Source organism: Pseudobdellovibrionaceae bacterium, assembly GCA_020635075.1.
Classification (GTDB): Bacteria; Bdellovibrionota; Bdellovibrionia; order Bdellovibrionales; family UBA1609; genus JADZEO01.
The window spans coordinates 1,571,654-1,593,341 of record JACKAM010000001.1 but is presented as its reverse complement, the minus strand read 5'-3'; the positions used below and the strand labels follow the sequence as shown (position 1 = coordinate 1,593,341).

Sequence of the window (21,688 nt, the reverse complement as noted above, 5' to 3'; positions counted from 1 at the left end):
AACATGAAGCGACTACTTGTGAGTTGTTTGGCCGCTGCCGTGTTGGCAGCCCCGGCTTTTGCGGCAGATTCAGCAGCCAAGGACAAAAAAGCGGAAACAACAGAGACCAAGAAAAAAGACACTAAAGGAAAGGCGGCAAAAGTGGGACAAGCACCCGAGCAGTTTAAAGTGACGTTTGAAACAACCAAAGGCAAGTTCGTGGTGGAAGCCCATCGGGATTGGTCACCCAAGGGTGTGGACCGCTTCTACGAAATGGTCCAAGAAGGCTTCTTCAAGGACATCGCCTTTTTTCGCGTGGTGAAGGGCTTCGTGGTCCAGTTTGGTATTCACGGCAATCCGGATGAGTCTTCCAAGTGGAAACAAAAGGTCATCACCGACGATGCAGTGAAGGAATCCAACAAATCAGGGTATTTGACCTTCGCCACGGCTGGTCCCAACACCCGCACCACTCAGTTGTTCATTAATTTGAACGACAACACCAACCTGGATCGCATGGGGTTTTCTCCTTTTGCCAAAGTGGTGGAAGGCATGGATGTGGTGAACAACATCAACGGTGAGTATGGTGAGCGGCCCAACCAGGGTGCTATTCAGTCTGAGGGGAATTCCTATTTGAAGAAGACCTTCCCCAATATGGACTACATCAAGACAGCGAAGGTCGCCAAGTAATCGGCGTCGTCCAGGTTTTATTGAAGGCGGTAACGGGCACGGAGAGTTCTTCTCTCCACCAGCCCACCGCCTTTTTTTGTTTCGGCCATAAGAACAAACTCAAATTCCTCGGCTGAGATCTGAACCAAATAGAGGTCGCCTCCAGCCAGGCGGCGGTTGTCCATTTCGCGGCGAATTTGACTGACCGTCCAACTCTCAGGCTGGTCCAAACGGCCGCCCAAGTGGACGATGTCGTTTTGGTCCATTTCCACATTCAAGCCCCGTTTGCTGTCGATCACCCAGGTGAGGCGGGGGTCAATCTGCAGTTCCAGGGGAAAATCAATCTGTGCTTCCAGGTGGCCAGAGCCAAAGCCAAGAGAGCAGGTGAGAGCCGTTGTTGCGTTCCCAGTCTGGTCGACTTGGTCGGCAATGAGAACGCCTGAACGGGTTTTACCGTTTTCTTTCAACGACACCAACAGCTGGCTCCCTTGGTACTCGTAGCGGCCAGGACTGAGGTGATCTGGGAGAACTAAGCTTCCCCCGAGGGCTTCCATTTGCGTCAGTTCACTTTGGTTACAATCGCGGAATCGACTGCCGGCCGGCGATCGATCACTGGGCGATTCACTACATGAAAACAGGGCCAGGGCCGCCAAAGACAACACGAATCTCTTTATCCCCAAAGATTTGCTCAATTCCAAAAATTTTCCCCTCGAACAAGTGATCATCACGCCTACAGGAAGCATGGCCTATCATTGTTAAAAGCAAGGGGTCAAAGGGGCAACTGGAGGGTCTGGGTGAGACGCCATAATGCCTTGAATATAAACAGCAAAATCGGTGTGAAAAGATTTTTAGCGCATGAAGTCAGGAGGATTTGAGGAGGGCGTCCACATCCAGGGATTCGCTCTCGGGGGAGTCCAAATCCTCCGCTGGGCGCACGGGGAGTTGAAGGACAAAGCAAGGATTCTCGCCGGAATTCTCCAGCTTCAGACTGCCCTGGTGGCGCTGGATAATCATGCTGGCCATGATCAGCCCGGGGAATTGGTCCCGATGGTCGGAAGAGGTGGTAAAAAAGGAGTCATTGATATTGGCGATCATTTCGTCGCTCAGCCCTTCACCAGAAAATCTAATAAAGAGTTCGACCGAGTCTTGCTCGTCGGCCCAACTGACTTCAACGGTGGCACCCAGTTGACTCTTGGGTATCTTGGAGAGGGCAAATTCAAACAGGTGAAGGATGGCCTGAAATACCTGATACTTTCGGCAGTGGACAGGCAGTCTGGCTGAACTTGGGTCTTGAACCAAGGCCACCTCTTTTTTGTGCATTTGCGGTAGTACAATTGCGAGAACCTCGGCTAGGATTTCCTGAATAGAGGTCTCCTCAATCGGGTCGTTGCCGGAAGTGTAATGAAGATTGCGCAGCATTTGGGTGATGCTGGTGATTTTTTTGACGGCTGAGTCCGCCCGGTCGGTCATCTTTTTGAGTTTTTCCGGGTCCAACTTGTTTCTCTCCACCAACATATTGATCATCTCCATGGCACCCAGAATGGTGGTCAGTGGGGAGTTGATTTCATGGGCGAGTGTTCCAGCCATCTGGCCAATAGAAATATTCTTTTCCACCTCAAGGCGCTGCTGATTGGTGGAGTGAATCTCCTCTTCATAAGAACGCATGGAACGAAAGATCACCGCCACTGGCAGGACAAGAAGCAGCAATGAGGCACACTCGGTGAACACACCGATAATCTCGGCCGTGGTCGGCGAGAGATCATGGGGCCTGAGGTGATAAACCCATGCAATGGGTCCGGCTTGACAAAGAAAATAACCGAGGACGGCCAGGCCACTGGTGGCAACGAGGGAGCGCCTCTCGTGGAGGGTGAAAAGCAAAAATGGAATGACAGCCATCGGGAAATAGATCAGCTGAATGTTGTACTGAGGTCCCCACATCTGCACCGAGATGCCAATCAAAAACAGCGCATAGGTAAAAAACAAGTGGCGGGCCAAAAGATGGCGGCCACCGTGACTGAGGACCATGGAGGCCACGGCCACCAGGATTCCGGTTTCCGTAACAAAGGCGAGGACGTGAGCCCCAAAATAGGTGTAGAGCAATCCATAGGCCGTGCAGTAGAGGACCATGATCATGCATAGGAGATTCCCCATGCGGATGCGGCTCTTGAGTTGGGGGGATTTGGAGCCTTCAGTTCCAGTGGCTAGCAGCCATTGAAAAAGAGTCACAAAATCAGTTCCCCACTGGCTCAGGCGAGAGCGAAAGTCGAGAGGTTTAGGTGCATGGACAGAGGCTTCAATCATGGATTGTTCCCGTATCAAGTTCCTGTCAGTCCCAACTTACCCTGGCCGTACTTTTCAAACTCTTTAGGAATTTCCACACCAAAGGCCTTCATTAGGCCCGCCAATGCATGACGGTCGACTTCTTCCAACTGGTAATCCAATATCTCTTGAATGGCCTCTTTGGGCTCCATGGGAGCTTTGTGTTGGGGCCCTTTGACCACCAGGTTACTAAAGATGTTGGCCAAGGAAAGGACCTTAGCGAGTGGATGAATCTTGTGCACTGTCAACCGAGCTGGGTAGCCCTGGCCATTGCAGTATTCGTGGTGTTGAGAGACTGCCAGCACCACATCTGATGGCATTTTGGGCATCTGCAAGAGTATGTTTTTGCCCCGAACCACGTGGGTTTCCAAGGTCTTGATCTCATCTTCGGTCAGGCTCACTCGGTTTTTCTCCAACAGCTGCCTGGGGATTTCCTTTTTTCCGATGTCGTGAAAGAGCCCCGCCATCACCAGTTTTGATTTTGTCGGCAGCGAGGTCCACGCCATCTTTTGCGCAATCAGGGCTGAATACACACTCACCGCGATCGAGTGGGCATAAAGGGCATCTGAGTGGGTGTTGAGCATATCGAGTAAGCTATACAGATCGTCGTCTTCAGTCATCATGGACAAGGTTGAACCAACCAGAGTGTGGGCCACCTCAGCCAGCTCTTGGCTCACTCCATTGACATTGGTCTGCTCTAAAATGACTTCGGTGGAGTGCTTAAGGAGCTGCATCTTTTGCGCCTTTGAAATGCCCCCACCTGCTTTAGCAATGGCCGTGGTCACTTTAAGATTGAGGCCCACGTACTTGGCAAAATCCTCTTTGGGAATGTAAAGGTAATTGAGACCCCTTTGCTTGTAGGCCTCCACTCGTGGCCGATCCAAAGTGGTGCCGGTGCGGGCCACTTTTAAGTACTTCTTGGGCGACAGGCGCACATAAAGATCCGTCTGTAGGCTGGAGCCCGTGACAAAGTCTTCGAGCCACACTTTGCAGAATTCCGGGTCACGGCCCATTTCGTCATCTTCACCAGCTCCCTTATTGGCAGGGTTCAAAACAATATCAAGGGCCGCCAGGAGCTCAGAGGGCTTAAAGGGCTTGGCAATAAAGTCATCGCAACCGAGATCCACGGCCTTTTTGGTTTGAATGATCTCGGCAATACCTGTCATCAGAATAACGGGAGTGAAGTTGTCCTTGTTTTTCACGTGTTCGAGGACGGCAATTCCATCGGCTTTGGGCATACGAATGTCAGAAATAACCACCATAATGGAGCCGGCATTTTCATCGAACTTTTGCTTGGCCTCTTCCCCGTCCTGGGCGGCAATCACCGTGTAGTCTTCCATTTCCAGAGTTGCCTGAAGAATGTCTCTTAGGCCAGCGTCGTCGTCGACTAAAAGGACAGTCTTGCTGTTGTCGGACATGGCACGCTCCTCAAGTTAAGCTCTCTGTTAACTATCGGCATTTCCATCATTAATATGCTGTTAAAATCTCCTCAAGAATGGGGTGAAAAACTCCTGGGCGAAAGTCAATTGTTCGACGTACCAAAACGAACGACGGTTTTTGTTGAGACGTTTAGGGACTCCAGATGAGACAGTCGATGTGAGAATTGGCCTATGTTGACACAAAAGTGTTTTTTCTCTGGGACACCGGGAGAATTTTTTGCGCAACATAAAAGGCGGCCAGTTGGGGTTAAACCGCTCTAGAGGTGCAAATTCGTCTCAGAGTGGGAAGTTGTGAATAAATGTCCATCTCTTGGTGGTTTCCGAGACACTGGACTTTCGGCTATCCTGAAAGCGTCAAAGAGTTCGCAGTTGGTGTCCGGAATTACTTCCCTGTATGTAACCAGTGTCCGGCAATCAGGAATTTGTGGAAACGTTTGTTGTCCTGAGAGGGTCGGTATGCCATTACATACATTAGGGTTAAGGCTCCTAGTGAGCCTGTTGGCTGTTATTACCCTAACAGCCTGTGAGTTAACAGAAGACGAGCGCAATGCCATTGACAATGGGCTTAATCCCCCTGTCCATGTGCCTCCAGACCTTGTTCGTCCAGAACCCAAGCCATATTGCTTTGAGCAAAAGCACTATCAGCCGCCGGCTGAGGTGACCAAAAAGATCGACATCCTTTTTGTTGTCGATTCTTCCGGCTCACTCAATGCCGAGCGCGAAACGATTGGTGATGGGGTGGACGCCTTTATGGCTGAGCTCCCTGGTGATGCGGATGTGCGCATTGCGGTGATGCCAGCCCACGCGACCACCTGGTCAGGGCGCATTTACCGACGTCAGGCGGACAAGCCCTATGTGTTGGACAATCAGACTATGGAGATGGCCGACATCCGCAGCATCCTTCGCTACCGCATGCGCAATGTGGCGGGTGAGAGTGTCACCGATGGTGGAGAGACCGGAGTTTACTCTCTGAACCAAGCCATGGAAGCAGACAAGCTGGCCGAGTCCAGAGGTCATGGCTTCTTCCGCGAGGACGCGGCCCTCGCCGTGGTCTTTGTGGCCGATGAAAACGACATTTGTGCCCGTTACCCAGAGGGCGTTGTCCAGGTTCCAGATCCGAATGGTAAAGAGGACCCGGCATTTAATACTTACTGTCAGAGTGTGAGCTCTGAGAGTGTCTACACCCGTTTGCGCACCTTCCAGGGTGAGCGACCACTTTTGGTTTCAGGAATTGTCTACCACGAGGGAAGCGTGGTTCCCAGTGGTGGTGAAAATGAAATTGGCTACGGTTATTTGGAGATGATTCGTGCAGGTAATGGAGTCGCCATTGATCTTTCTGGTGGTCGCCTACATGAAGGTTTGGCCCAGATCGGCAGCTTGGTCACAAAAAAGCTTTCTCTTAAGACTGAGTTTGTTCTCGACAACCAGGGCGGTGAAATCGATGGAGAGTCGGTGGCTGTTGAGGTCGATGGCGTCGCCGCAGACTTTAACTATGTGAGTGAGGTGGAAGAGGTTCACTTGACCGGTAATGCGGGGCAGGAGAACTCAGAAGTGTACATCAATTACTGCGTCAAGCCAGACAATGGCGAGACCATTCCTGTGAAAATCACCAAGCTACAAATTGAGGAGATCACCTCGACGACAGCCGTGGTGACTTGGGAGACTGATACATTCTCCACTTCGCAGGTGGAACTGACAGATAAATTTACGGGTTGGATTTATACCGGTGCACTCTACCCGGAACTCGTGATGCACCATCGGGTCGAATTGACTGGGCTCACGCCTAACACTTTGTACAGTGTTCGGGTGTTTTCAGGGATTGAAGGCGAGCCTTCGGTCAGTCACCCAGTAGCCTTTCGTACAAGACGCTAGGAGCTTCCCCCGTTCCTAGGTCCAGTTGCTGAGAATGGGCCCGTGAGGGCCCATTCTTCTCTTATCATCTCCTCTGTTTTTCATTACACTTAGGGACACACCAGAGGGGGAGCATCTATGGCAGACCGTCGGAACCAGGGCCGAGACCGTCGTATCATCGAACGATTCTCCGATTCCCGTGTCAGGGATGGGATGATGCAGATTCGCTTTTGGATTCGCATTGTCTTTGGCATTCTGGTCGCCATCGCCATGGTTCGCCTTTCCTATGGAGTATACCGAGGCGTTCAGTACGTCACTCACGCCATTTTTGACGGAACTTTTCTCGCCATTTACGCTTCAACCATTTATCAGTATGACCGCTCCATTGGGATTTACCTGGAAAACGAGTCGGTGAATAATTTTGAAAAGACCGTCGATCGGCAGCGCACCATCTGGATGGTCTTCAGTATTCTTAGCGCCCTTTATTTGTTGGTATCGATTATTCTCAAAATGTAGGCATCACGTCGCGAGGAGGCAGGGGAGATGACAGCAGGATTAAAAAACACAATCAAGATGATGGCAATGCTCGGTCTGTCCAGTGCCCTGGTCCATTGCGGAAGTGGCAGCAAACAGGCGGATGCCCCCGGTGGGCAGTGGAAAGACAAAATGCAGGAGATGAGTCATGTCCTGGTCGGAATCTATCCTTATCTGGCCAGCCAAACGGAATTCAACGCTCCTGAGAACCGCCGTAAGATCCAGGACGATGCAGAACGTTTGGCGACATTGGCTCACAATGTGAACAGGCAACGAAGTGAAGATAAAATCAAAAAACTGGATAAAGATCCTTTCGTGGCGGTCATCTCCAATACTCTAGATCGCGAGCTGCATTTGGCGGTTGAGGGTCTTCGCACGGGCAAGCGCGACTATGCTCGGGCCGTCTTAAAGAATGCCACTTCGATGTGTGTGCGCTGTCATTCCCGGGGCACCTGGGGGCCGAGCTTTGTTGATTGGGAAAAAGATAAGACCTTTCAAAAACTGAAGCCAATTGAAAAGGGTGAGCTTTTGGCGGCGGTTCGTCGTTTTGATCAAGCAATCGGTCAATACGAAACCATTTTGGCAGATAAGGCTTTGGCATCCGACGAGAGCTATGTTTGGGTGAAGGCCGCCAATAGTGCATTGAATGTGGCCGTTCGTGCCAATCAGAATCCGACTCAGGCCGAGAAGATCGTCAATACTATCCTAGCCAACAAATCCTTGCCGACCTTTCAGAGGCAAAATGCCAAGGATTGGGCCAAGGCCATCGCCCGCTGGAAAACGGACAAGCCCAAAAAGTCCGATACTTTGCTCAAGCAAGCTGAGCGCATTCTCAGTGAGGCGCGCAAAGGCGAAGACTATTGGGGAGATCGGTCCTCTTACATTCACTATCTGAGAACATCGGCCCTTCTTCATGATTTCCTGCGCACCGAAGCCAGTGTGGATGATCAGGCCAAGGCGCTATTCTATCTAGGACAGAGCTATGAAGTGGTGGCTGACATGGGTATTGGCGATACCAATGAGTTCTACTACAAGGCCTGTATCAAGCGTTCGCCCCATTCGTCTATTGCTCTTAAATGCTACGAGAGGCTGGAGCAAAACATCTTTCTGGATTACTCCGGCGGCGGACAATTTAGTTTTCCTCCCGGAGCCATGGAATATCTGCGAGCTCTCCGAGAGTTGGCGACGCCCGTGGATCGGGAGTCCAACCTAGGTGGCAAGGAGATGTTCGATCGCCAGTGAGGTGATCCTTCTCTTCGAACGACTCAAATAGTCCCAAGAATTTGTTGAAAGAACATTTAAACAGAGGCCAATTGGCCTCTGTTTTGCTTTAATATGGGCAAGGGGGCTTCATGTACTTTTTTAAGGCCTTTGCCTTGCTCACCAGCTTCTTGTTTTCGGTCAGCCAGGGAGGTGACAAGTGGGCAGTGGATTGTCTTCCTCCTCTCGTGCGCGACGAAGGTCTAGCTGTGTCCTTGAGTTGGGAAAATTCCGGTAAAGTACTGAGTCATCTTTTTGATATGAGCTTTGTTGGCAGTGAAAAGCTGGCAGAGTACGAGTGTTTTCCCATCGAGGAAGAAGGTGGGAGATTTCGTAACAAGGTGGTGCTCATGGATTGCTATCGACCCCAGAGTTGGGACCACGGCTATGATATTTTGCTGACCGAGGACGAAGAGTCAGGGCACCGCACAGTTTATGTCCATGAACTCAATATTGCTGGCCCCATCTTGCGGGGCAACCTGGAGTGTGACGGCAACTGGGGCCCGATCGACAATTAGTCGACCTTCTTGGTGATGAACTCATCAATGGTTTCGTTCAGCACACATTCCAACAGATCGCGAATTCCCAACATGCCAATCGGTTTTTGAGTCTTGTCGACCACTGGTAAGTGGCGAATATGCTTTACGGTCATAATATAGAGAGCGTCGTTAGCTGTGGTTCCCGTATCAATGGTGATCACCGGAGAGGTCATCACTTCTTTTACTGGCGTGACATCCACATCCACTTTCTTGGCGACCACCCGATTGAGTAGGTCCCTCTCGGAGAACATCCCCTGGAGTTCGCCATTTTCCATAACAGCCGTGGCACCGACTTTAGCCTCGGCCATCATTGTTGCCACATCGCGAATGGTGGCATCGGGACGAACTGAAATAATTGATGTCGCCATGATTTCATCGACAGCTGTTTTCATCGGAGCACTCCTGCCAGGTTGTGTTTGGTCTTCAGTTTAGGATGAAGTGAAGTCACACTCCAACACTTTGTGTGGGGAACCAGACTATGGTAAAAGGGTCCTATGATTTGGGAGTCAGATATATCGACGTCACGTAGGGGTGCCCGTTGGCGCCTGTCACTCTTAGTGGCAGCGGCTTTGGCAGTGTTGATGGGCCTTTTTCAGAACTGTGGCCGGTGGCAGGGGACTATCGAAAGTCCTCAGCGAGTTTATGATGCTGAGACCTTGGACGCCCTCTCCGATCTATCAGATTCACAAAAGGCGAACATTTGTGGCTCGGCGGCGAATTATCAGTGTCAGCGGTTGCGCTTGGGGTCTCGGGTGTTGGATCGGGATTTGGCTGAAATGGTCTGCCTCGATCACGAGGCCTTCCCTCGGCGTGTCTGTATTCAGACGGACTATTTGGAACGTTCAGCGATTGATCCGGAGATTCCCTGCGAAATGTGCAAGGACATAAAATCTCTTAAAGGAAAGGGGCAGTGGGAGGAGTACTCTTGCTTCAATGCCGCTCTCAAGATTCGTACCTTGATTGAACACCGGCTCTTTGGGGGCACTCTGGAAGAAGCCCTTACCCGTGCCTATTTAGCCTGTCGGGCAATCTAGTAACCGACATCAGGCACTTTTAAGTTTGATGCTGATATTCGCTCCCATCTACAGATCAGAGTTGCAGGATTTAGACCTTGACCTTTGGGCCGTACTCAACGGGCGGTGCTTTGCGCAGAAAGAAGGCTGGCAAAATGCTTGAAACCAAGGTGTAAAGAATGAGCCCGGTAATAATGTAAGGTGGTGCCTTAAGGGTGCGCAAAATGCTGGCAATGACCAATCCAAATACCAATGTGGGAAGGAGAGACATGGAAATCTCAATGCGGTCTTTCCACGAGTCCCGTTGAAAAAACCGTAGGGAGAGCCCCACCATCACCACCCGCAAAGGAATAAAGAACAGTAGGAATGTAGATCCGGCAAGGATTCCCTTAAGTGAAATCCCCTTCAGATCCACCGCCATGCCAGCCTTGAAGAAGTAAAAGGGAATAAAAAAGGAAAAGAAGAGTTTAAGAACATACATGATGTCCTTGGATTTGTCGCGGCTCAGGAAGTGCTCGAATCTTCCTGCGGTAATTCCCACAATAAAGGCGCCGACCAGGTAATAGGCACCAATCTTACGGGTGATCACTCCACAGAGAAGGGCAATGAGGATGAGAAAAGCCACTTCCGAGTCCGGGGCAAAGGGGGCAACTCGGGCAAAGAAAAACTGAAACAACATGGGGAGAATGAATATAATGAGTACGATAATAGTAGTGGAAATGATCAGTCCCCAGGTCGAAGTAGACTGGAGGATCAAAAACATAATGATTAGAGCCACGATCTCGTTGGATATGGCCTTGGACCTGATCCATTTTTCCTGATTGGGCGTGTAGTGAAATCCAGGAAGGGAATCGAGAATAAACCCTGTCGAAGGCGTAAGAAGCCCCAGGGAAAGTAGCAGGGAGACTCTGGTGCTCAGATTGAACAGAAACCCCAGCACAACAGCACAGACAACTAGGATGACGACGGTGGTGACCAAATGCTTTGAGAGAAAGCCCGCATCCTTGCGCAATTCATCCACATCCACTTCGAGACCAGCAAAGAGGAACAGTGAGGTGATCCCCAAGGTGGCCAATAGGTTGACCGTGGAGTCGCCCTCAAAGGCTCCCGAGACCACACCGACCAAAACCCCTAACACCATGGCGGTGATGGCCGTTGGAATTCGAAAGCGCAAGAGAATCTTGGGTAACAGCAAAAGCAGGCTGAGTAGAACAAATAGTTGGAGCTCAAAAGACATATGGAAGTGATTGTAGCGCAGGAATGTGCCTTTTAGAAATAGAACCGTTTGAGCAAGCTCATCCTTGTCCAAACCGCCGCCCTGGACCTTTGGCCATTTTTGGATATTGCCGCAGAAGGGAGAATTTTTCGGTTTTCATTTTCCCAAACTCTGACTAGACTTTTTGTTAGGTGAAGAAGGAGCTTTTCACCGGTCAGGCCCACAAGCAACTAAGGAAGGTTTCTTGCCACTGGCCCGCCACATAGCCCGAGTTGGCTTTCTGCTTTGGACTTTTATTGCTGTAAAAGCCCTGGCTGCCCTTCCCCCTGAGCCCATCCAATACTACTACGGTGAGGAGCTGTATTCAGCACTGAGCGAAGACCGACTTCAGGATGAGAGTTTAAAGAAGATTTTACGGGATGTCCTGCGAGCTGTGCATCTGGCCGTGCCCAATCATTATGATGAAATTCACACGAGCTGCCCAATAAAGGGGCAATGCTACCAACACACCCTATTTTCCTACTATGCGGCTCGAAAGTTCATGTATGGGGAACTTCATCTGGAAGACAAACCAAAAGGTGGCTATCAAGTGAAGACCTTTTATTGTGGAGTTGATCTCAAACAAAGCGATTTTCCCAAGGGAAACGGGCCGGGTCCAGGGCGAATTCCCGATGCGGGCATCACCAATACCGAACATCTTTGGCCACAATCCAGGTTTAATCAGCGCGAATCGCTCGAACTGCAAAAGTCTGACCTTCATATTCTTCGCCCGGTGCTCTCCTGGGTGAATACAAATAGAAGCAATCATCCTTTTGGCGAAGTGAGGATTCCCTATAAACCCCCATGCAAAGGGGTCAACCGAGGATATTTGACCAAGGGTGGAGCCATTTATTTCGAACCCCCTGCTGAAAACAAGGGAAACGTGGCTCGGGCTCTGTTTTACTTTTCCGTTCGCTACGATATTGCGATCGATGCCACTCAGGAGGAATTTCTCCGTCTTTGGCACGAGGAAGATCCAGTGGATCAATGGGAAATCTGGCGTAACAACGAGGTTTTTGAATTTCAAAAAACACGCAACCCTTTTGTTGATCACCCAAGTCTCGTCAATCAAATCAAAGATTTTTAAGACCTATTGGCTCAGCTTCCAGATTCCGGAGGAATCCATTTGAAAGTTGCGCACCCAAGGGGGGCTGCCCGGGGATTTGTCCGTGTGGACCTCAAAGCTCATGGCGAGGGCGCCGCTGTTCCAATCAAGTCGAATGACGCCAAAGTTTCGTTCGAAGACCACATTGTTCTTGCCATAGATTTTGCGTAAAAGCGGTCTTAAGATGGGTTTAGCCACGTGAGTAAGGCCGCTGGCCATGAGTTCATAATAGGTGATGCCATTGGGGAGTTGCTTCTTGAGCATGCCTGCAAAATGGCGATCACCGGTTAAAATCACCAGTCCCGAGGGTTGGTAGGTTTCAATCAGTTCCTCTAGGCGGGCATTTGCCTTACCCCAGTCAATCCATTGTTCTCCACCGACCAGACGGGGAGAAAGCACCGAAAAGCTGGAAACCAAAAAATGAACCTTTGCCTTTGAGCCAGCTAGCTGTTCTTCCAGCCACTGCCACTGTTCTTCACCCAAAATGTCAGCATCAGTGGCAAAACTACTGGTCTTATGAAAGCGGGTGTCCAGCAGGATGACTTTTACCAGTTGATCCGGAGGACCCATGGTGTAGGCCGTGTAGATTCCCTTTTGGCTTCGTCTTGGCGAGATTGCCGGCTCACCGATAAAGTCGAGAAATTGAGATTGGGAAAAATCTTTGATGAGAAATCCAATGCCGCCGTTGTCTTCTCCGTAGTCGTGGTCGTCCCAAGTGCCAATGATGGGAGTCTGTCGGCGCAGATCCTGGTAGTCGGGATTGTCGAGGAGAACCAGATATTCCTTCTTCATGACATCTGGATCGCTGGAGTTAATGTAGACATTGTCTCCCCCCCAAAGAAAAAATTGGGGTCGTTGGGCGATAATGTCTTTCCACAGGGGCTGTGGGTTGTGCTGGCGGTTGCAGGAGGCAAAGACGAAATGTTGAACCGGATCATCGATGCGAACAGTGCTACTTGCTGCAGCCTGCAGGCCCAAAACCAAAAGCAAAAGTGCGAATGTACCCCGAAACATATTGTCCCCCTACAAAAGGTTCCAGGTCCTCAAGTGATATGCGTAGTTCCAATATCGGCCTCCCAAGGGAGGTCGATATTGGAACTACGCATATCACTTGAGGACCTGGAACCTTTTTGGGGCGCTGCGCGACATATTTTCGTGGAGAGTGACCTCATGCGGGAGATCTGGCTCTGAAATGTCGGGGTTCTTAGGCAAATGTGAAGAATCCTTGTAAAAGCCGTTGCGGTCGCAATGCGAAAACCCCTACTGTCCGGGCAAGTTTTACAGGGGGGAATCATATGTTACGGATGATGCTAACTGTTTTCTTAGCTACTACAACCTTGTCTGTTTGGGCCGCAGGCGGCGACTTCCAAAATGGAACGCCAGGTCGGAGCGATCTGGTTTGGGGTGCCAAGTTTCCCAATTCACCCGATGAAGGTGTGGATCCGGTTGTCACTTCGGTGATGGCGCCCATGGCGGGGGTCAAAAAGCTGGGCGGCTTTGACGAATTGGTTCCTTACGTTATGCCTTCGCCTAATCAGGAGGATGCGGGCAGTTGTCTCTACATGTCCCTCACCGGAATGGCTGAGTGGTGGATGGCCAGACTGAATCCTGCCATGTCCCGTGTTCCCGGTGGACCTTTGGATTTTAGTGAACGTTACATGATGAATATGGCTGGCCTTGATGAGGCTACCTTGCCAGTCAAAAACTGGAAAACGGACTCCATGTTGGTGTTCAACGAAACCGGCCAAACGGTTCATAATGATGTCTACCGTTTCACCAAGGGTTGGTACAAGTCGGACGAAAAGGGTGATTACGTTCAGGCTCAACCAGAAGGTGTGGATGCCGAGTATGGGGCCCCCTATAACTGGATCCGTGAACTGGATAAAATCCAAAGTGGCTACATCGCACTCCCCAAGTTCGAGAGGGAAGTGTTGTTTGCCGATCCTGAATCCAACCAGTGGAATGTCGGTATTGCCCCCACTGACCTCGTCGATCGCATCAAGCAGGTACTTGTTGAGCGCAAGGCTCCGGTTCATGTTCTTTACAATCACTATGGCTATTGGCATGCGGTGAACATTATTGGTTTTAATGATCAGATGGACTCCCAGGGCTGTCGCTTTGTGGAAGGCATGAGGGATTACATGTCCGAACAGCCAACCAAACTCCGTCAGAGAGCGGCTGGGGCTAAAGACGCCAAAGAGAAAGAGCGGCTGCTGAAGCTGGCAGAGAAGTGGGACAAGACGAGTCGTCGGTTGGAGGACTCATACAGCGCCCAGGGGGGATGCCATGCCAAGGGAATGTTCTACGTGAGGGATTCACTCTATGAAGACCCCATGGGGCCTATGTACGACTATGACCCTTCCCGTGTGGGAGAGGAAGCTCCATACACCAAGCCGATTATTTTCCACGAATATGATTGGGTTCGCTACCTGGTCAATCACGCGACTCAAATCTACGTAAAGTAATCGACTCTTTGATCGAGAGTTAAGAAAAAAGGAAGGTCCTAAGGGTCTTCCTTTTTTTGTAGCTGGATGCAAACAACTGACATCTTTTATTGTTGCTCCACAAAACCAGGGGCCAGTTTTCAGACGTTAGGCCGGGTCAGGTTGAGTGTAGGGCCCCCTGTCCTCCATAATTAAGATCTCACCTGGAGGACCCTACGAAATCCCACCGCTGGCTTTATGTGATGTTTTTTCTCTCTGGGGCCACCAGTCTGGTGTTGGAAATCGCCTGGTCCAAAGAGTTGTCCTATATATTGGGGAATTCTCTCTATAGCAGTGCCACGGTGGTGGCGGCATTTATGTGTGGACTGGCCTTGGGGAGTTGGATATTGCCCAAGCTCACTTGGGGTTTGCGCCACCCGATGAAGACCTATGCCCTTCTGCAGCTGGGTATTGGGGTCTTGGGTTTTGTTTCTATTCCTTTGTTTCGCTCAACCACGCCCTTGTTTGCCGGCCTCTACGGATTGGGAGTGGAACATCCCCAACTGTTTTTGATTCTTCGTTTTGCTGTGACTTTTGTCATGATGATTCTTCCTGTCTTGCTGATGGGGATGACCCTGCCGGCAGTCGTTGGTTCACTGGCCCAACAACAAGGGGATTCCAGTGCTGTGGCCGGTAGGCTTTATGGCATCAACACCATTGGAGCTTTGACAGGGACCTTCTTGGCTGGATTTGTTTTGATTCCGGGGCTTGGCTTGCTTAGGACTTGCCTGATGATTGGGGTCATCGACTTTGCTCTAGGTCTTTGGCTCCTGAAGTTTGGCGGGGGAATGATTTCAGCCTCACACGAACAAGCCAACAAGACCGCGGTGATCGGAGTTTCAAGCCGGGCCACACGGCTGTTTGAGCTGCTGTTTTTTGTTTCTGGTGGTCTGTCCATTGTGTTGGAGTTGGCCTGGTTTCGTCTCTTGGCCAATGTTTTGGGAGCCACCGTTCATGCTTTCACCAATATGTTGGTGCTCTTTTTGTTAGGTGTGGGTCTGGGAAGCGTGGTCGGAGCCTCTTTGTTGAAACAGTCGAAGAACTGGCGGGTGGAAATCTTTTTTTTACAGGCCATGATTGGCTTGTGTGCTCTGGTGACCATTACCTTTTATAATGAACTTCCTTATTGGTATGGTCATTTGTATTGGCTGCTCTCAGGTGGGGAGTCCGGAGCTGGATACATTGTGGCCCAACTCGTGATATCGGGTTTGGTGATCTTTCCCTCGACCTTTTTCATGGGCGCCTTTTTCCCCTATGCCCTTCACCTTTATCAAGAGTTGCGCAGTCAAGAATCCCTGCCTGTTGCCACAGGTCGAATTTATGCCTTCAATACCGTAGGTGGAGTGATCGGTAGTCTGGCCGCAGGCTTTTTAGTGATTCCAGCCTTGGGGATATCCGGCACCATCGCCATCAGTGCTCTCTGTGGATGGTTGGTGGCCTTGGGTTTTTTGCTCCTGCTCATCCCTGGAATAGGAAAAGTGGAAAAGCTCAATTACCTAGTGATCGTTTCTGTGTTGACCTTGGGAGGTCTGTTAGTCGTTCCTCCCCATGATCCCTTACTCACCAGTCAGGGACTTTATTTGTCCATGACCACCGAAGGCGTTCTGTCAGCCGTGGAAGAGCAGCGGGAGCAAAATCCATCCCAGCTTCTGTACTATCAGGAAGGCATTCACGGCAGTGTTGCGGTTGTGGCCAACGAATTCGGAACGGGCAAAGTGGGCCTTCGAGTTTCAGGAAAACCCGTGGCCGGAGCTGGCCACAGTGATCGCAAACACTTGGTGATGCTGGGGCAAATCCCACTACTTCTTCACCCCAATCCCAAAAGGGTAGCCGTCGTTGGCCTGGGGACGGGAATCACCGCTGGACATGTCCTGTCCCATGAGTCTGTCGAGAAGGTCGACATTCTGGAATTGGAAAGGGGAGTCGTTGAGGGGAGCCGATTTTTCAACCACATCAACGGCCAGCCCTTGCAGGACCCCAGGACCCGGGTGGTTCTTGAAGACGGGCGGATCTTTCTCAAATACACCGATCAAACCTACGACGTCATCACTTCCGATCCCATCAGTCCATTGGTGTCCGGAGGCGGAAACCTCTATTCCCGTGAGTACTACCAAGAGGCTGCCGGCAAACTCAATGATCATGGTGTCTTTTGCCAGTGGATCCAAAACGAAGGGCTGTCCGAGAACTCCTACCGTATGGCCCTTAAAGCCATGGATGAAGCCTTTGAGTATGTTTACCTCTTTGCTTACGGTTTTGACTCCGTGGTGGTGGGCAGTCGGCAGCCCATTCAGGTGGACTGGCAGAAGCTGGTACAAACTTACCAGTCACCTAAGGTGCAGGAGCTTTTGGTGCCGGAGGGGCTAACGTCCATTTATGAGTTCCTGACTTACTTCTATGGTGGCAAAGAGCAGGTTCAGACCTTTTTGTCTTCTGAAGATGTGGCCAATACCGATGACAACGTGAAGCTTGAGCATCATATCCCCTTCGAGTTTTACAAGAGGGAGCACAATGGTGCCTCTGAAAAATTACTGGTGCAAACGGCGAGTGGGCGTCTGAAAGCCTTGAAGGAGTTGATTCCTGGGATCGACCTTAAAGTGTTTGTTGAACAGAGTTTGCGCCATCCCCCTCTGCAGTTTACCTCTGCTCACAATCATTTGTTTGCCTCACTCAAAGAGGAGATCCAGGAGTTAAACCTTGGCTTGGACTCAGCCACTCTCCTGGAGTGGCACATGGCGCGAAAAACCAAAGAGGATGTGGCTCGCCAGTACCAGAACCTCTTGAACTCGGTCAAAACAGCATTGAAGGAAAAGGATCAAGAAACACTCCGGCCATTACTTGAAGAAGCCCTGACCTATCGCTATGGTTCGGGCTATTACACCGCCGGGATCATGTTGGGGGAAATTCTTCTCAAACAGGCCAGACTTGAGGAAACAATTCAGGTTGCGCAAAAAATCCGCATGGATCACCCAGCCTTTATCGAGGCCTATCAATTGGAAATCCAGGCTCGCCTTAAAGGCAATGACAAGGAAAAGGCCCGGCAGGCATTGGCTTTAGGACTCACGTATCTTCCCAACGACCCGCGACTAATGGAGCTGAGTAAATCCCTCTAGGTTGGGCTGGTGAAAAGGGCCCGTCTTCGGCGTTGAACGGCCCTTCTCTCGTTCCAACGTGCATCGAAGCACGCCCTCCACTCGCTCATGGCCGTTCGCCTTGAATCCGTGCCCTTTTGACCAGCCCAAGAGAAATAGAATATCAGGTGAAAAGGGTCCGTCTTCGGCGTTGAACGGCCTATAGGCGCCTGCCAAAAAAACCCACTTACGGCGAAGCCCTTTTCGTATTAGGATAGTGGTAATGTCTCATCTTCCAAATAACCAAGCGAAGTCCGATCTTCCCTGTCCCAAATGCAGGGGTAAACTCATTGGAACACAGGCCACGACAGGTGCCTTTTATCACTGGTGCAATCTTTGTAAAGGTCAGTGGATATCGAGTCGCGACTTATCGATTGTTTTCAAGAGGGACTCTTTTGTAATGAGTCTCATTCAGAGTGAGCTCACCAGGGCTCAGGCGACGGCTTTCAAATGCCCAACCTGCAAAGTTCCACTGAAAAATGGGAAGGTTTTTGAAACAGACCTGGAGTTGGATAATTGTGGCCAGTGCCAGCACTATTTTTTTGACGACAAAGAAATGGTGCGGCTATTTCATTTGCTCAAGGAGCAGCACCTACCCAAGGCTGAGACTCCGCAGATTGACGGTCGAAAACTCACATTTACTTCACGTCCTTGCCCGGTCTGCCCGGGAGAGAGCCTTTTTGGCGTCGAAGGTAAGGGACAAGAGATTCTTCTTTGCCTTAAATGCGAAGGAATGGAGACAACGGTAGAGAATCTGCAAAAGGCGGCGGGCCGCTCGATCTTTCATCCGACAATGTTTAACTTTCGCCAGGAGCAGGGCTTCTATGCGGTCTGCAGGTTTTGTCACCAACAGCAGGACCTGAAGAACGAGCATTGTATCAAGTGTGGTAAGGGTCTGCAGAGGATCACCTGTCAGCCATGTAATGCGGTGATGAGTGAGTATGACTTAAATGACATCATCATCGAGCGCTGCCAAGTTTGTAGCCGGGTTTGGCTGGACCACGGTGAGTTTGAAAAAGTTCTGACGGCGCTCCCAGATCTCAACCGCCGCTATCAAGACCTTAAGAGAAAGTCTGAATTGGAAGGGCTGCGAAAAGAGCTGACCTCCAAAATTGACAACTACAACGAATACACCCATCGGCAACGATTGACCGATGACATCTGGTTTTGGGGAACGATCGCCATTCTCCTGACGGACTAGGTCCCCTGTAGAACTGTCCCATTTTGTGTCAAATCTGTGGCCACCTGACTAGCTTCCTACGGTGGAGCTTGAGGCAGGAGTCCCCCTCAGGGAATGGCCATTGCACTCTAGAGGGCACACAGTCTTCTTGGCACAAAGACATATATAGATAAGGGTCGATTGAGGAGGGGAAATGCGGTTGAGTATTTTCAATACTTTAAGTCTAGGTCTTCGCGGCAGTCTTCTGCTGGCGGCGAGCCTATTGGCCCTTGGGGCTGGAGCCTGCATGGATGTGCCCAAGGCTTTGACTTTGTCTGGAGCCTCCTTCGACGGCAAGATTGACCTTGAGGTGAAATCCAACTGCCAGGCCACCATCAATGTGGACGATGCCCGCTGGGTGAGGCGACTCAGTCGAAACTCCGATTCCGGCCAGGTCTGCCTTCACGTTCGCAGTGTGAATTACGATTACAATATCGAACGCAAATACTGTGATCAGGAACTGGAGAACTTCGAGCAGCAGCCCCTTCAGGACGACCTTATCTTACGAGACAAGGAAGGCCAAGCCGTTGGCGAGCTGCGATTCAAGAATGGCAAAATGCGGATTTTGTCTTTGGTCGAAAATGAAATCAATCTCAGCAAACCCTTTATCGAAGTGACCACCAAATCGGACCAGCTTTTTCTAGTTTCGGCCTTTGAAGGCCAGGGAAAAAAGATTGGTCATTTCCCCATTGAATCCCGCGGATGTACCAGAGCCTTTGGCGATACGGGATTTGGGACGGTGGATTTGAGAGGGAAAAAGATTCGGCTGGGGACGGGGGCTTGTAAGAGCCGCCTTGAAGTCGCTAATTGGTGACTGGGCTGGTGAAAAGGGTTCGTCTTCTGCGTTGAACAGCCCTTCACTCACTTCGACGTACCAACTGGTACGCCTCCGCTCGCTCAGGACAGTTCGCCTTGAATCCGCACCCTTTTGACCAGCCCAGGGATATCAAGCTTGGAGAAACGGGCCCGTCTTCTGCGTTGAATGGACTTTCTCGGTAAGCCGTAACCTGTAATCCGTAATCCGTAACCCGTAACCCGTAACCCGTAACCCGTAAACGTTTCCGTGTGTGTGTCGGTTTACCGTCACGGATTCGGAGGCTGTCACTGTCACGTTTACTGGTTACGGGTAACGTTCACAGGACTTGTTCCTTTGTGGCAGTGGTTGGCCCACCTTGGGGTGATGGCCAACACACTTTACAAAGGAAGTTAAAATGACACAGAGAAAACACGAATACAGATTTCGATCCTTGGATTTGGCGGTGGAGTTTTGTCAGAAGGTGAAGCTTTTGAAGCTGCCAATTCATCTGCGGGATCAGATGCTTCGGGCATCCTCCTCGGTGGCGTTGAACCTTGCTGAGGGGAGTGGTAAACCCAGTGCAAAGGACAAAAGGCGGTTTTACTCTATTGCTCTTGGTTCTCTTCGCGAATGTCAGGCAATTTTGAGAGTCGAAGGAATCGAAGACCTTAAGCTTCTGGATCTTGCGGACCATCTAGGCGCCTCTATCTACAAGCTAATCCTCGCGACCTAGCGGGGAGAGTGCTCGGCCAGGCTCCGGAAATGACTGATCTCAATCAAAATTGAGTGGAAATCCTGGGCTTACTCCAAGCGAGCTTTCCAATATTGAAACAAGGCCACAAGAAAATCTTCAGATCCCGTCAATTCCCTAATCTGATTGGGTTTGGTCGTTTTCATTGGAGCCTGAAGGGCCGCTAAGTTCTTAATATCAACAGATCTCATTTTGGCGGGGTATTGGAAACCTTGAGTTGCTCCCTTAAGATGGAGTCTTCACAAAATAAGAACGACTTCCCGTGTTTTAAAGTGGCACGTTGACGGGATAAAAAGGGAGAAGTCATGGCTTTTGGAGTTGAGAGAGCTTGCAGTCGTAGCGGTCGGTGGTTTGGTTTTACTTCAATTTCCTTAAGAGCCTTTTTAGTGCTCTTAGCTTTAGGACTTTGTTGGGTGTAACAAAAGTCTTTCCGCATTCTGCGGTGTAGCTTAGATCAAAATTAGCCACCTCTTGATGGGAATTTTTTATCACCGGGAGCGACGGTTAGGATCTCGGACGGCTCGCACTATAAGAATTATTTTGAATCTTCGCTAGCCTCCATTTCTGGGGCGTCGGCATCGATCGCAGACAAATCCATCGAGAAGGCCATCAAGGAAGGGCTGTGGCCAGATGGGTCAAGAATCATGGTGGACGGCGTTTGGATTAAACAGTGTGGAGACACGAGCAATGTGGCGGATCGGGCAAAGATTGACAATGCCTATTGTAGCTTAAACAATGTTAATTTCTGGAATGTCAATTTCCATGGGGAGCTGGTAGCGTTAGCCGATGTGAGGGTTGAATTTATGGGTAATTATGATTTCCCTAGAGGCACAAAACTCACCTTTAAGAAGGGAGTATTGGTTAAGGCGGAGGCTGATCCGAAAAGTGTGAGGGAGATTCGCCTGTATTATCTTCTTATCTCTCAGGGGTACCCAGTGCTGTTTTCGGAACTCTACGGGACGCCGACTGAATTTACAGTCGCAGATCAGAGCATGCTCTATGGTCACGTTGTTGAAGGTGAATTGAAAGTCTACTGGAGCCCCAATTACCTAGAAGGGGCTCAGAAGATCGAGGTTTTGAAAGACGGATCTTGGGGTGGGAGACATTTATTTCCAAATCTCAAAAAAGGCCAAGTCATTGTCTTTGAGGGCGGAGTGCCTAAGCTCAAGTGAGGCATGGAGCCTGAAATTTTAGGCTTGAGTCAGCCTTCTGTCGTCTTTTTTGTTTTGGTTTTAAGTCCTATTTATCGATGAAGGGAATAATTTCCGTAACCAGTAAACCGTAAACGTTTCCGAGACGGTTTCCGTGGACGTGTTTGTTTGCGGTGTGCAACCCGAAACATAGTTTACAT

The 21,688-nt window shown here is 50.4% G+C and carries 19 protein-coding genes; 13 read left to right on the top strand and 6 right to left on the bottom strand.

Annotated elements, in window-relative coordinates:
• Nucleotides 1-3 precede the first annotated feature (3 nt).
• Nucleotides 4-666 carry a peptidylprolyl isomerase gene (locus H6624_06960; protein MCB9084066.1) on the top strand — a complete coding sequence of 221 codons (663 nt, stop codon included), beginning with the start codon at nucleotides 4-6 and terminating at the stop codon, nucleotides 664-666.
• 17 nt (nucleotides 667-683) lie between these two features.
• Here H6624_06960 and H6624_06955 read toward each other — a convergent pair whose 3' ends face one another.
• The 3 genes from H6624_06955 to H6624_06945 all read right to left on the bottom strand — a co-directional run bounded on the left by H6624_06955 (nucleotide 684) and on the right by H6624_06945 (nucleotide 4,382).
• Nucleotides 684-1,343, bottom strand: coding sequence for a hypothetical protein (locus H6624_06955; GenBank protein MCB9084065.1), 660 nt, complete (start codon nucleotides 1,341-1,343; stop codon nucleotides 684-686).
• Between the two features lie 163 nt (nucleotides 1,344-1,506).
• Nucleotides 1,507-2,946 (bottom strand): HAMP domain-containing histidine kinase, encoded by a 1,440-nt coding sequence (locus H6624_06950; protein ID MCB9084064.1) that lies wholly within the window; start codon nucleotides 2,944-2,946, stop codon nucleotides 1,507-1,509.
• A gap of 14 nt (nucleotides 2,947-2,960) precedes the next feature.
• Nucleotides 2,961-4,382 carry a response regulator gene (locus H6624_06945; GenBank protein MCB9084063.1) on the bottom strand — a complete coding sequence of 474 codons (1,422 nt, stop codon included), beginning with the start codon at nucleotides 4,380-4,382 and terminating at the stop codon, nucleotides 2,961-2,963.
• A gap of 477 nt (nucleotides 4,383-4,859) precedes the next feature.
• Here H6624_06945 and H6624_06940 point away from each other — a divergent pair, with 477 nt between their 5' ends.
• From H6624_06940 to H6624_06925, 4 genes are all read left to right on the top strand, one after another.
• Nucleotides 4,860-6,275, top strand: a complete 1,416-nt coding sequence (locus H6624_06940) for a fibronectin type III domain-containing protein (protein MCB9084062.1) — start codon at nucleotides 4,860-4,862, stop codon at nucleotides 6,273-6,275.
• Between the two features lie 117 nt (nucleotides 6,276-6,392).
• Entirely contained in the window at nucleotides 6,393-6,770 is a 378-nt protein-coding gene (locus tag H6624_06935) for a hypothetical protein (protein ID MCB9084061.1), read from the top strand.
• 27 nt (nucleotides 6,771-6,797) lie between these two features.
• Complete coding sequence (locus H6624_06930) at nucleotides 6,798-8,030, top strand: hypothetical protein (protein MCB9084060.1); 1,233 nt, start codon at nucleotides 6,798-6,800, stop codon at nucleotides 8,028-8,030.
• A gap of 110 nt (nucleotides 8,031-8,140) precedes the next feature.
• Nucleotides 8,141-8,566, top strand: a complete 426-nt coding sequence (locus tag H6624_06925; protein MCB9084059.1) for a hypothetical protein — start codon at nucleotides 8,141-8,143, stop codon at nucleotides 8,564-8,566.
• Here H6624_06925 and H6624_06920 read toward each other — a convergent pair.
• On the bottom strand, nucleotides 8,563-8,979 hold the full coding sequence (locus H6624_06920) for a CBS domain-containing protein (GenBank protein MCB9084058.1): 417 nt from the start codon (nucleotides 8,977-8,979) through the stop codon (nucleotides 8,563-8,565). The two genes, H6624_06925 and H6624_06920, sit on opposite strands and share 4 nt — an antisense overlap.
• Before the next feature lie 102 nt (nucleotides 8,980-9,081).
• Between H6624_06920 and H6624_06915 the strand changes: the two genes are divergently transcribed.
• Nucleotides 9,082-9,621 carry a hypothetical protein gene (locus tag H6624_06915; GenBank protein MCB9084057.1) on the top strand — a complete coding sequence of 180 codons (540 nt, stop codon included), beginning with the start codon at nucleotides 9,082-9,084 and terminating at the stop codon, nucleotides 9,619-9,621.
• Between the two features lie 70 nt (nucleotides 9,622-9,691).
• On the opposite strand, the gene H6624_06910 is transcribed toward H6624_06915, so the two are convergent.
• Nucleotides 9,692-10,909, bottom strand: a complete 1,218-nt coding sequence (locus tag H6624_06910) for a cation:proton antiporter (protein MCB9084056.1) — start codon at nucleotides 10,907-10,909, stop codon at nucleotides 9,692-9,694.
• Nucleotides 10,910-11,060: 151 nt separating this feature from the next.
• Here H6624_06910 and H6624_06905 point away from each other — a divergent pair, with 151 nt between their 5' ends.
• On the top strand, nucleotides 11,061-11,942 hold the full coding sequence (locus H6624_06905) for an endonuclease (protein MCB9084055.1): 882 nt from the start codon (nucleotides 11,061-11,063) through the stop codon (nucleotides 11,940-11,942).
• A gap of 3 nt (nucleotides 11,943-11,945) precedes the next feature.
• Here the strand turns inward: H6624_06905 and H6624_06900 are convergent, their stop codons facing one another.
• Entirely contained in the window at nucleotides 11,946-12,974 is a 1,029-nt protein-coding gene (locus tag H6624_06900) for an alkaline phosphatase family protein (protein ID MCB9084054.1), read from the bottom strand.
• Between the two features lie 281 nt (nucleotides 12,975-13,255).
• On the opposite strand from H6624_06900, the gene H6624_06895 reads away from it, so the two are divergent.
• The 6 genes from H6624_06895 to H6624_06870 all read left to right on the top strand — a co-directional run bounded on the left by H6624_06895 (nucleotide 13,256) and on the right by H6624_06870 (nucleotide 21,509).
• Nucleotides 13,256-14,425: a hypothetical protein gene (locus H6624_06895; GenBank protein MCB9084053.1), complete on the top strand. Its 1,170-nt coding sequence runs from the start codon at nucleotides 13,256-13,258 to the stop codon at nucleotides 14,423-14,425.
• A gap of 221 nt (nucleotides 14,426-14,646) precedes the next feature.
• Complete coding sequence (locus tag H6624_06890) at nucleotides 14,647-17,553, top strand: fused MFS/spermidine synthase (GenBank protein ID MCB9084052.1); 2,907 nt, start codon at nucleotides 14,647-14,649, stop codon at nucleotides 17,551-17,553.
• Between the two features lie 418 nt (nucleotides 17,554-17,971).
• The gene (locus H6624_06885) at nucleotides 17,972-18,772 is read left to right on the top strand and encodes a zf-TFIIB domain-containing protein (GenBank protein MCB9084051.1); all 801 of its coding nucleotides are present in this window, start codon (nucleotides 17,972-17,974) and stop codon (nucleotides 18,770-18,772) included.
• 172 nt (nucleotides 18,773-18,944) lie between these two features.
• Nucleotides 18,945-19,604, top strand: coding sequence for a hypothetical protein (locus tag H6624_06880; GenBank protein MCB9084050.1), 660 nt, complete (start codon nucleotides 18,945-18,947; stop codon nucleotides 19,602-19,604).
• Between the two features lie 397 nt (nucleotides 19,605-20,001).
• Complete coding sequence (locus H6624_06875) at nucleotides 20,002-20,319, top strand: four helix bundle protein (protein ID MCB9084049.1); 318 nt, start codon at nucleotides 20,002-20,004, stop codon at nucleotides 20,317-20,319.
• A 662-nt stretch (nucleotides 20,320-20,981) separates the two neighbouring features.
• On the top strand, nucleotides 20,982-21,509 hold the full coding sequence (locus H6624_06870) for a hypothetical protein (protein ID MCB9084048.1): 528 nt from the start codon (nucleotides 20,982-20,984) through the stop codon (nucleotides 21,507-21,509).
• The last annotated feature ends 179 nt before the right edge of the window (nucleotides 21,510-21,688 follow it).

Coding starts and splice junctions, on each gene's coding strand:
- H6624_06870 (MCB9084048.1), top strand. CDS start 20,982: ATGGTGGACGGCGTTTGGATTAAACAGTGTGGAGACACGAGCAATGTG.
- H6624_06900 (MCB9084054.1), bottom strand. CDS start 12,974: ATGTTTCGGGGTACATTCGCACTTTTGCTTTTGGTTTTGGGCCTGCAG.
- H6624_06915 (MCB9084057.1), top strand. CDS start 9,082: ATGATTTGGGAGTCAGATATATCGACGTCACGTAGGGGTGCCCGTTGG.
- H6624_06885 (MCB9084051.1), top strand. CDS start 17,972: ATGAGTCTCATTCAGAGTGAGCTCACCAGGGCTCAGGCGACGGCTTTC.
- H6624_06960 (MCB9084066.1), top strand. CDS start 4: ATGAAGCGACTACTTGTGAGTTGTTTGGCCGCTGCCGTGTTGGCAGCC.
- H6624_06935 (MCB9084061.1), top strand. CDS start 6,393: ATGGCAGACCGTCGGAACCAGGGCCGAGACCGTCGTATCATCGAACGA.
- H6624_06940 (MCB9084062.1), top strand. CDS start 4,860: ATGCCATTACATACATTAGGGTTAAGGCTCCTAGTGAGCCTGTTGGCT.
- H6624_06920 (MCB9084058.1), bottom strand. CDS start 8,979: ATGAAAACAGCTGTCGATGAAATCATGGCGACATCAATTATTTCAGTT.
- H6624_06930 (MCB9084060.1), top strand. CDS start 6,798: ATGACAGCAGGATTAAAAAACACAATCAAGATGATGGCAATGCTCGGT.
- H6624_06925 (MCB9084059.1), top strand. CDS start 8,141: ATGTACTTTTTTAAGGCCTTTGCCTTGCTCACCAGCTTCTTGTTTTCG.
- H6624_06950 (MCB9084064.1), bottom strand. CDS start 2,946: ATGATTGAAGCCTCTGTCCATGCACCTAAACCTCTCGACTTTCGCTCT.
- H6624_06895 (MCB9084053.1), top strand. CDS start 13,256: ATGTTACGGATGATGCTAACTGTTTTCTTAGCTACTACAACCTTGTCT.
- H6624_06880 (MCB9084050.1), top strand. CDS start 18,945: ATGCGGTTGAGTATTTTCAATACTTTAAGTCTAGGTCTTCGCGGCAGT.
- H6624_06875 (MCB9084049.1), top strand. CDS start 20,002: ATGACACAGAGAAAACACGAATACAGATTTCGATCCTTGGATTTGGCG.
- H6624_06890 (MCB9084052.1), top strand. CDS start 14,647: ATGTTTTTTCTCTCTGGGGCCACCAGTCTGGTGTTGGAAATCGCCTGG.
- H6624_06945 (MCB9084063.1), bottom strand. CDS start 4,382: ATGTCCGACAACAGCAAGACTGTCCTTTTAGTCGACGACGACGCTGGC.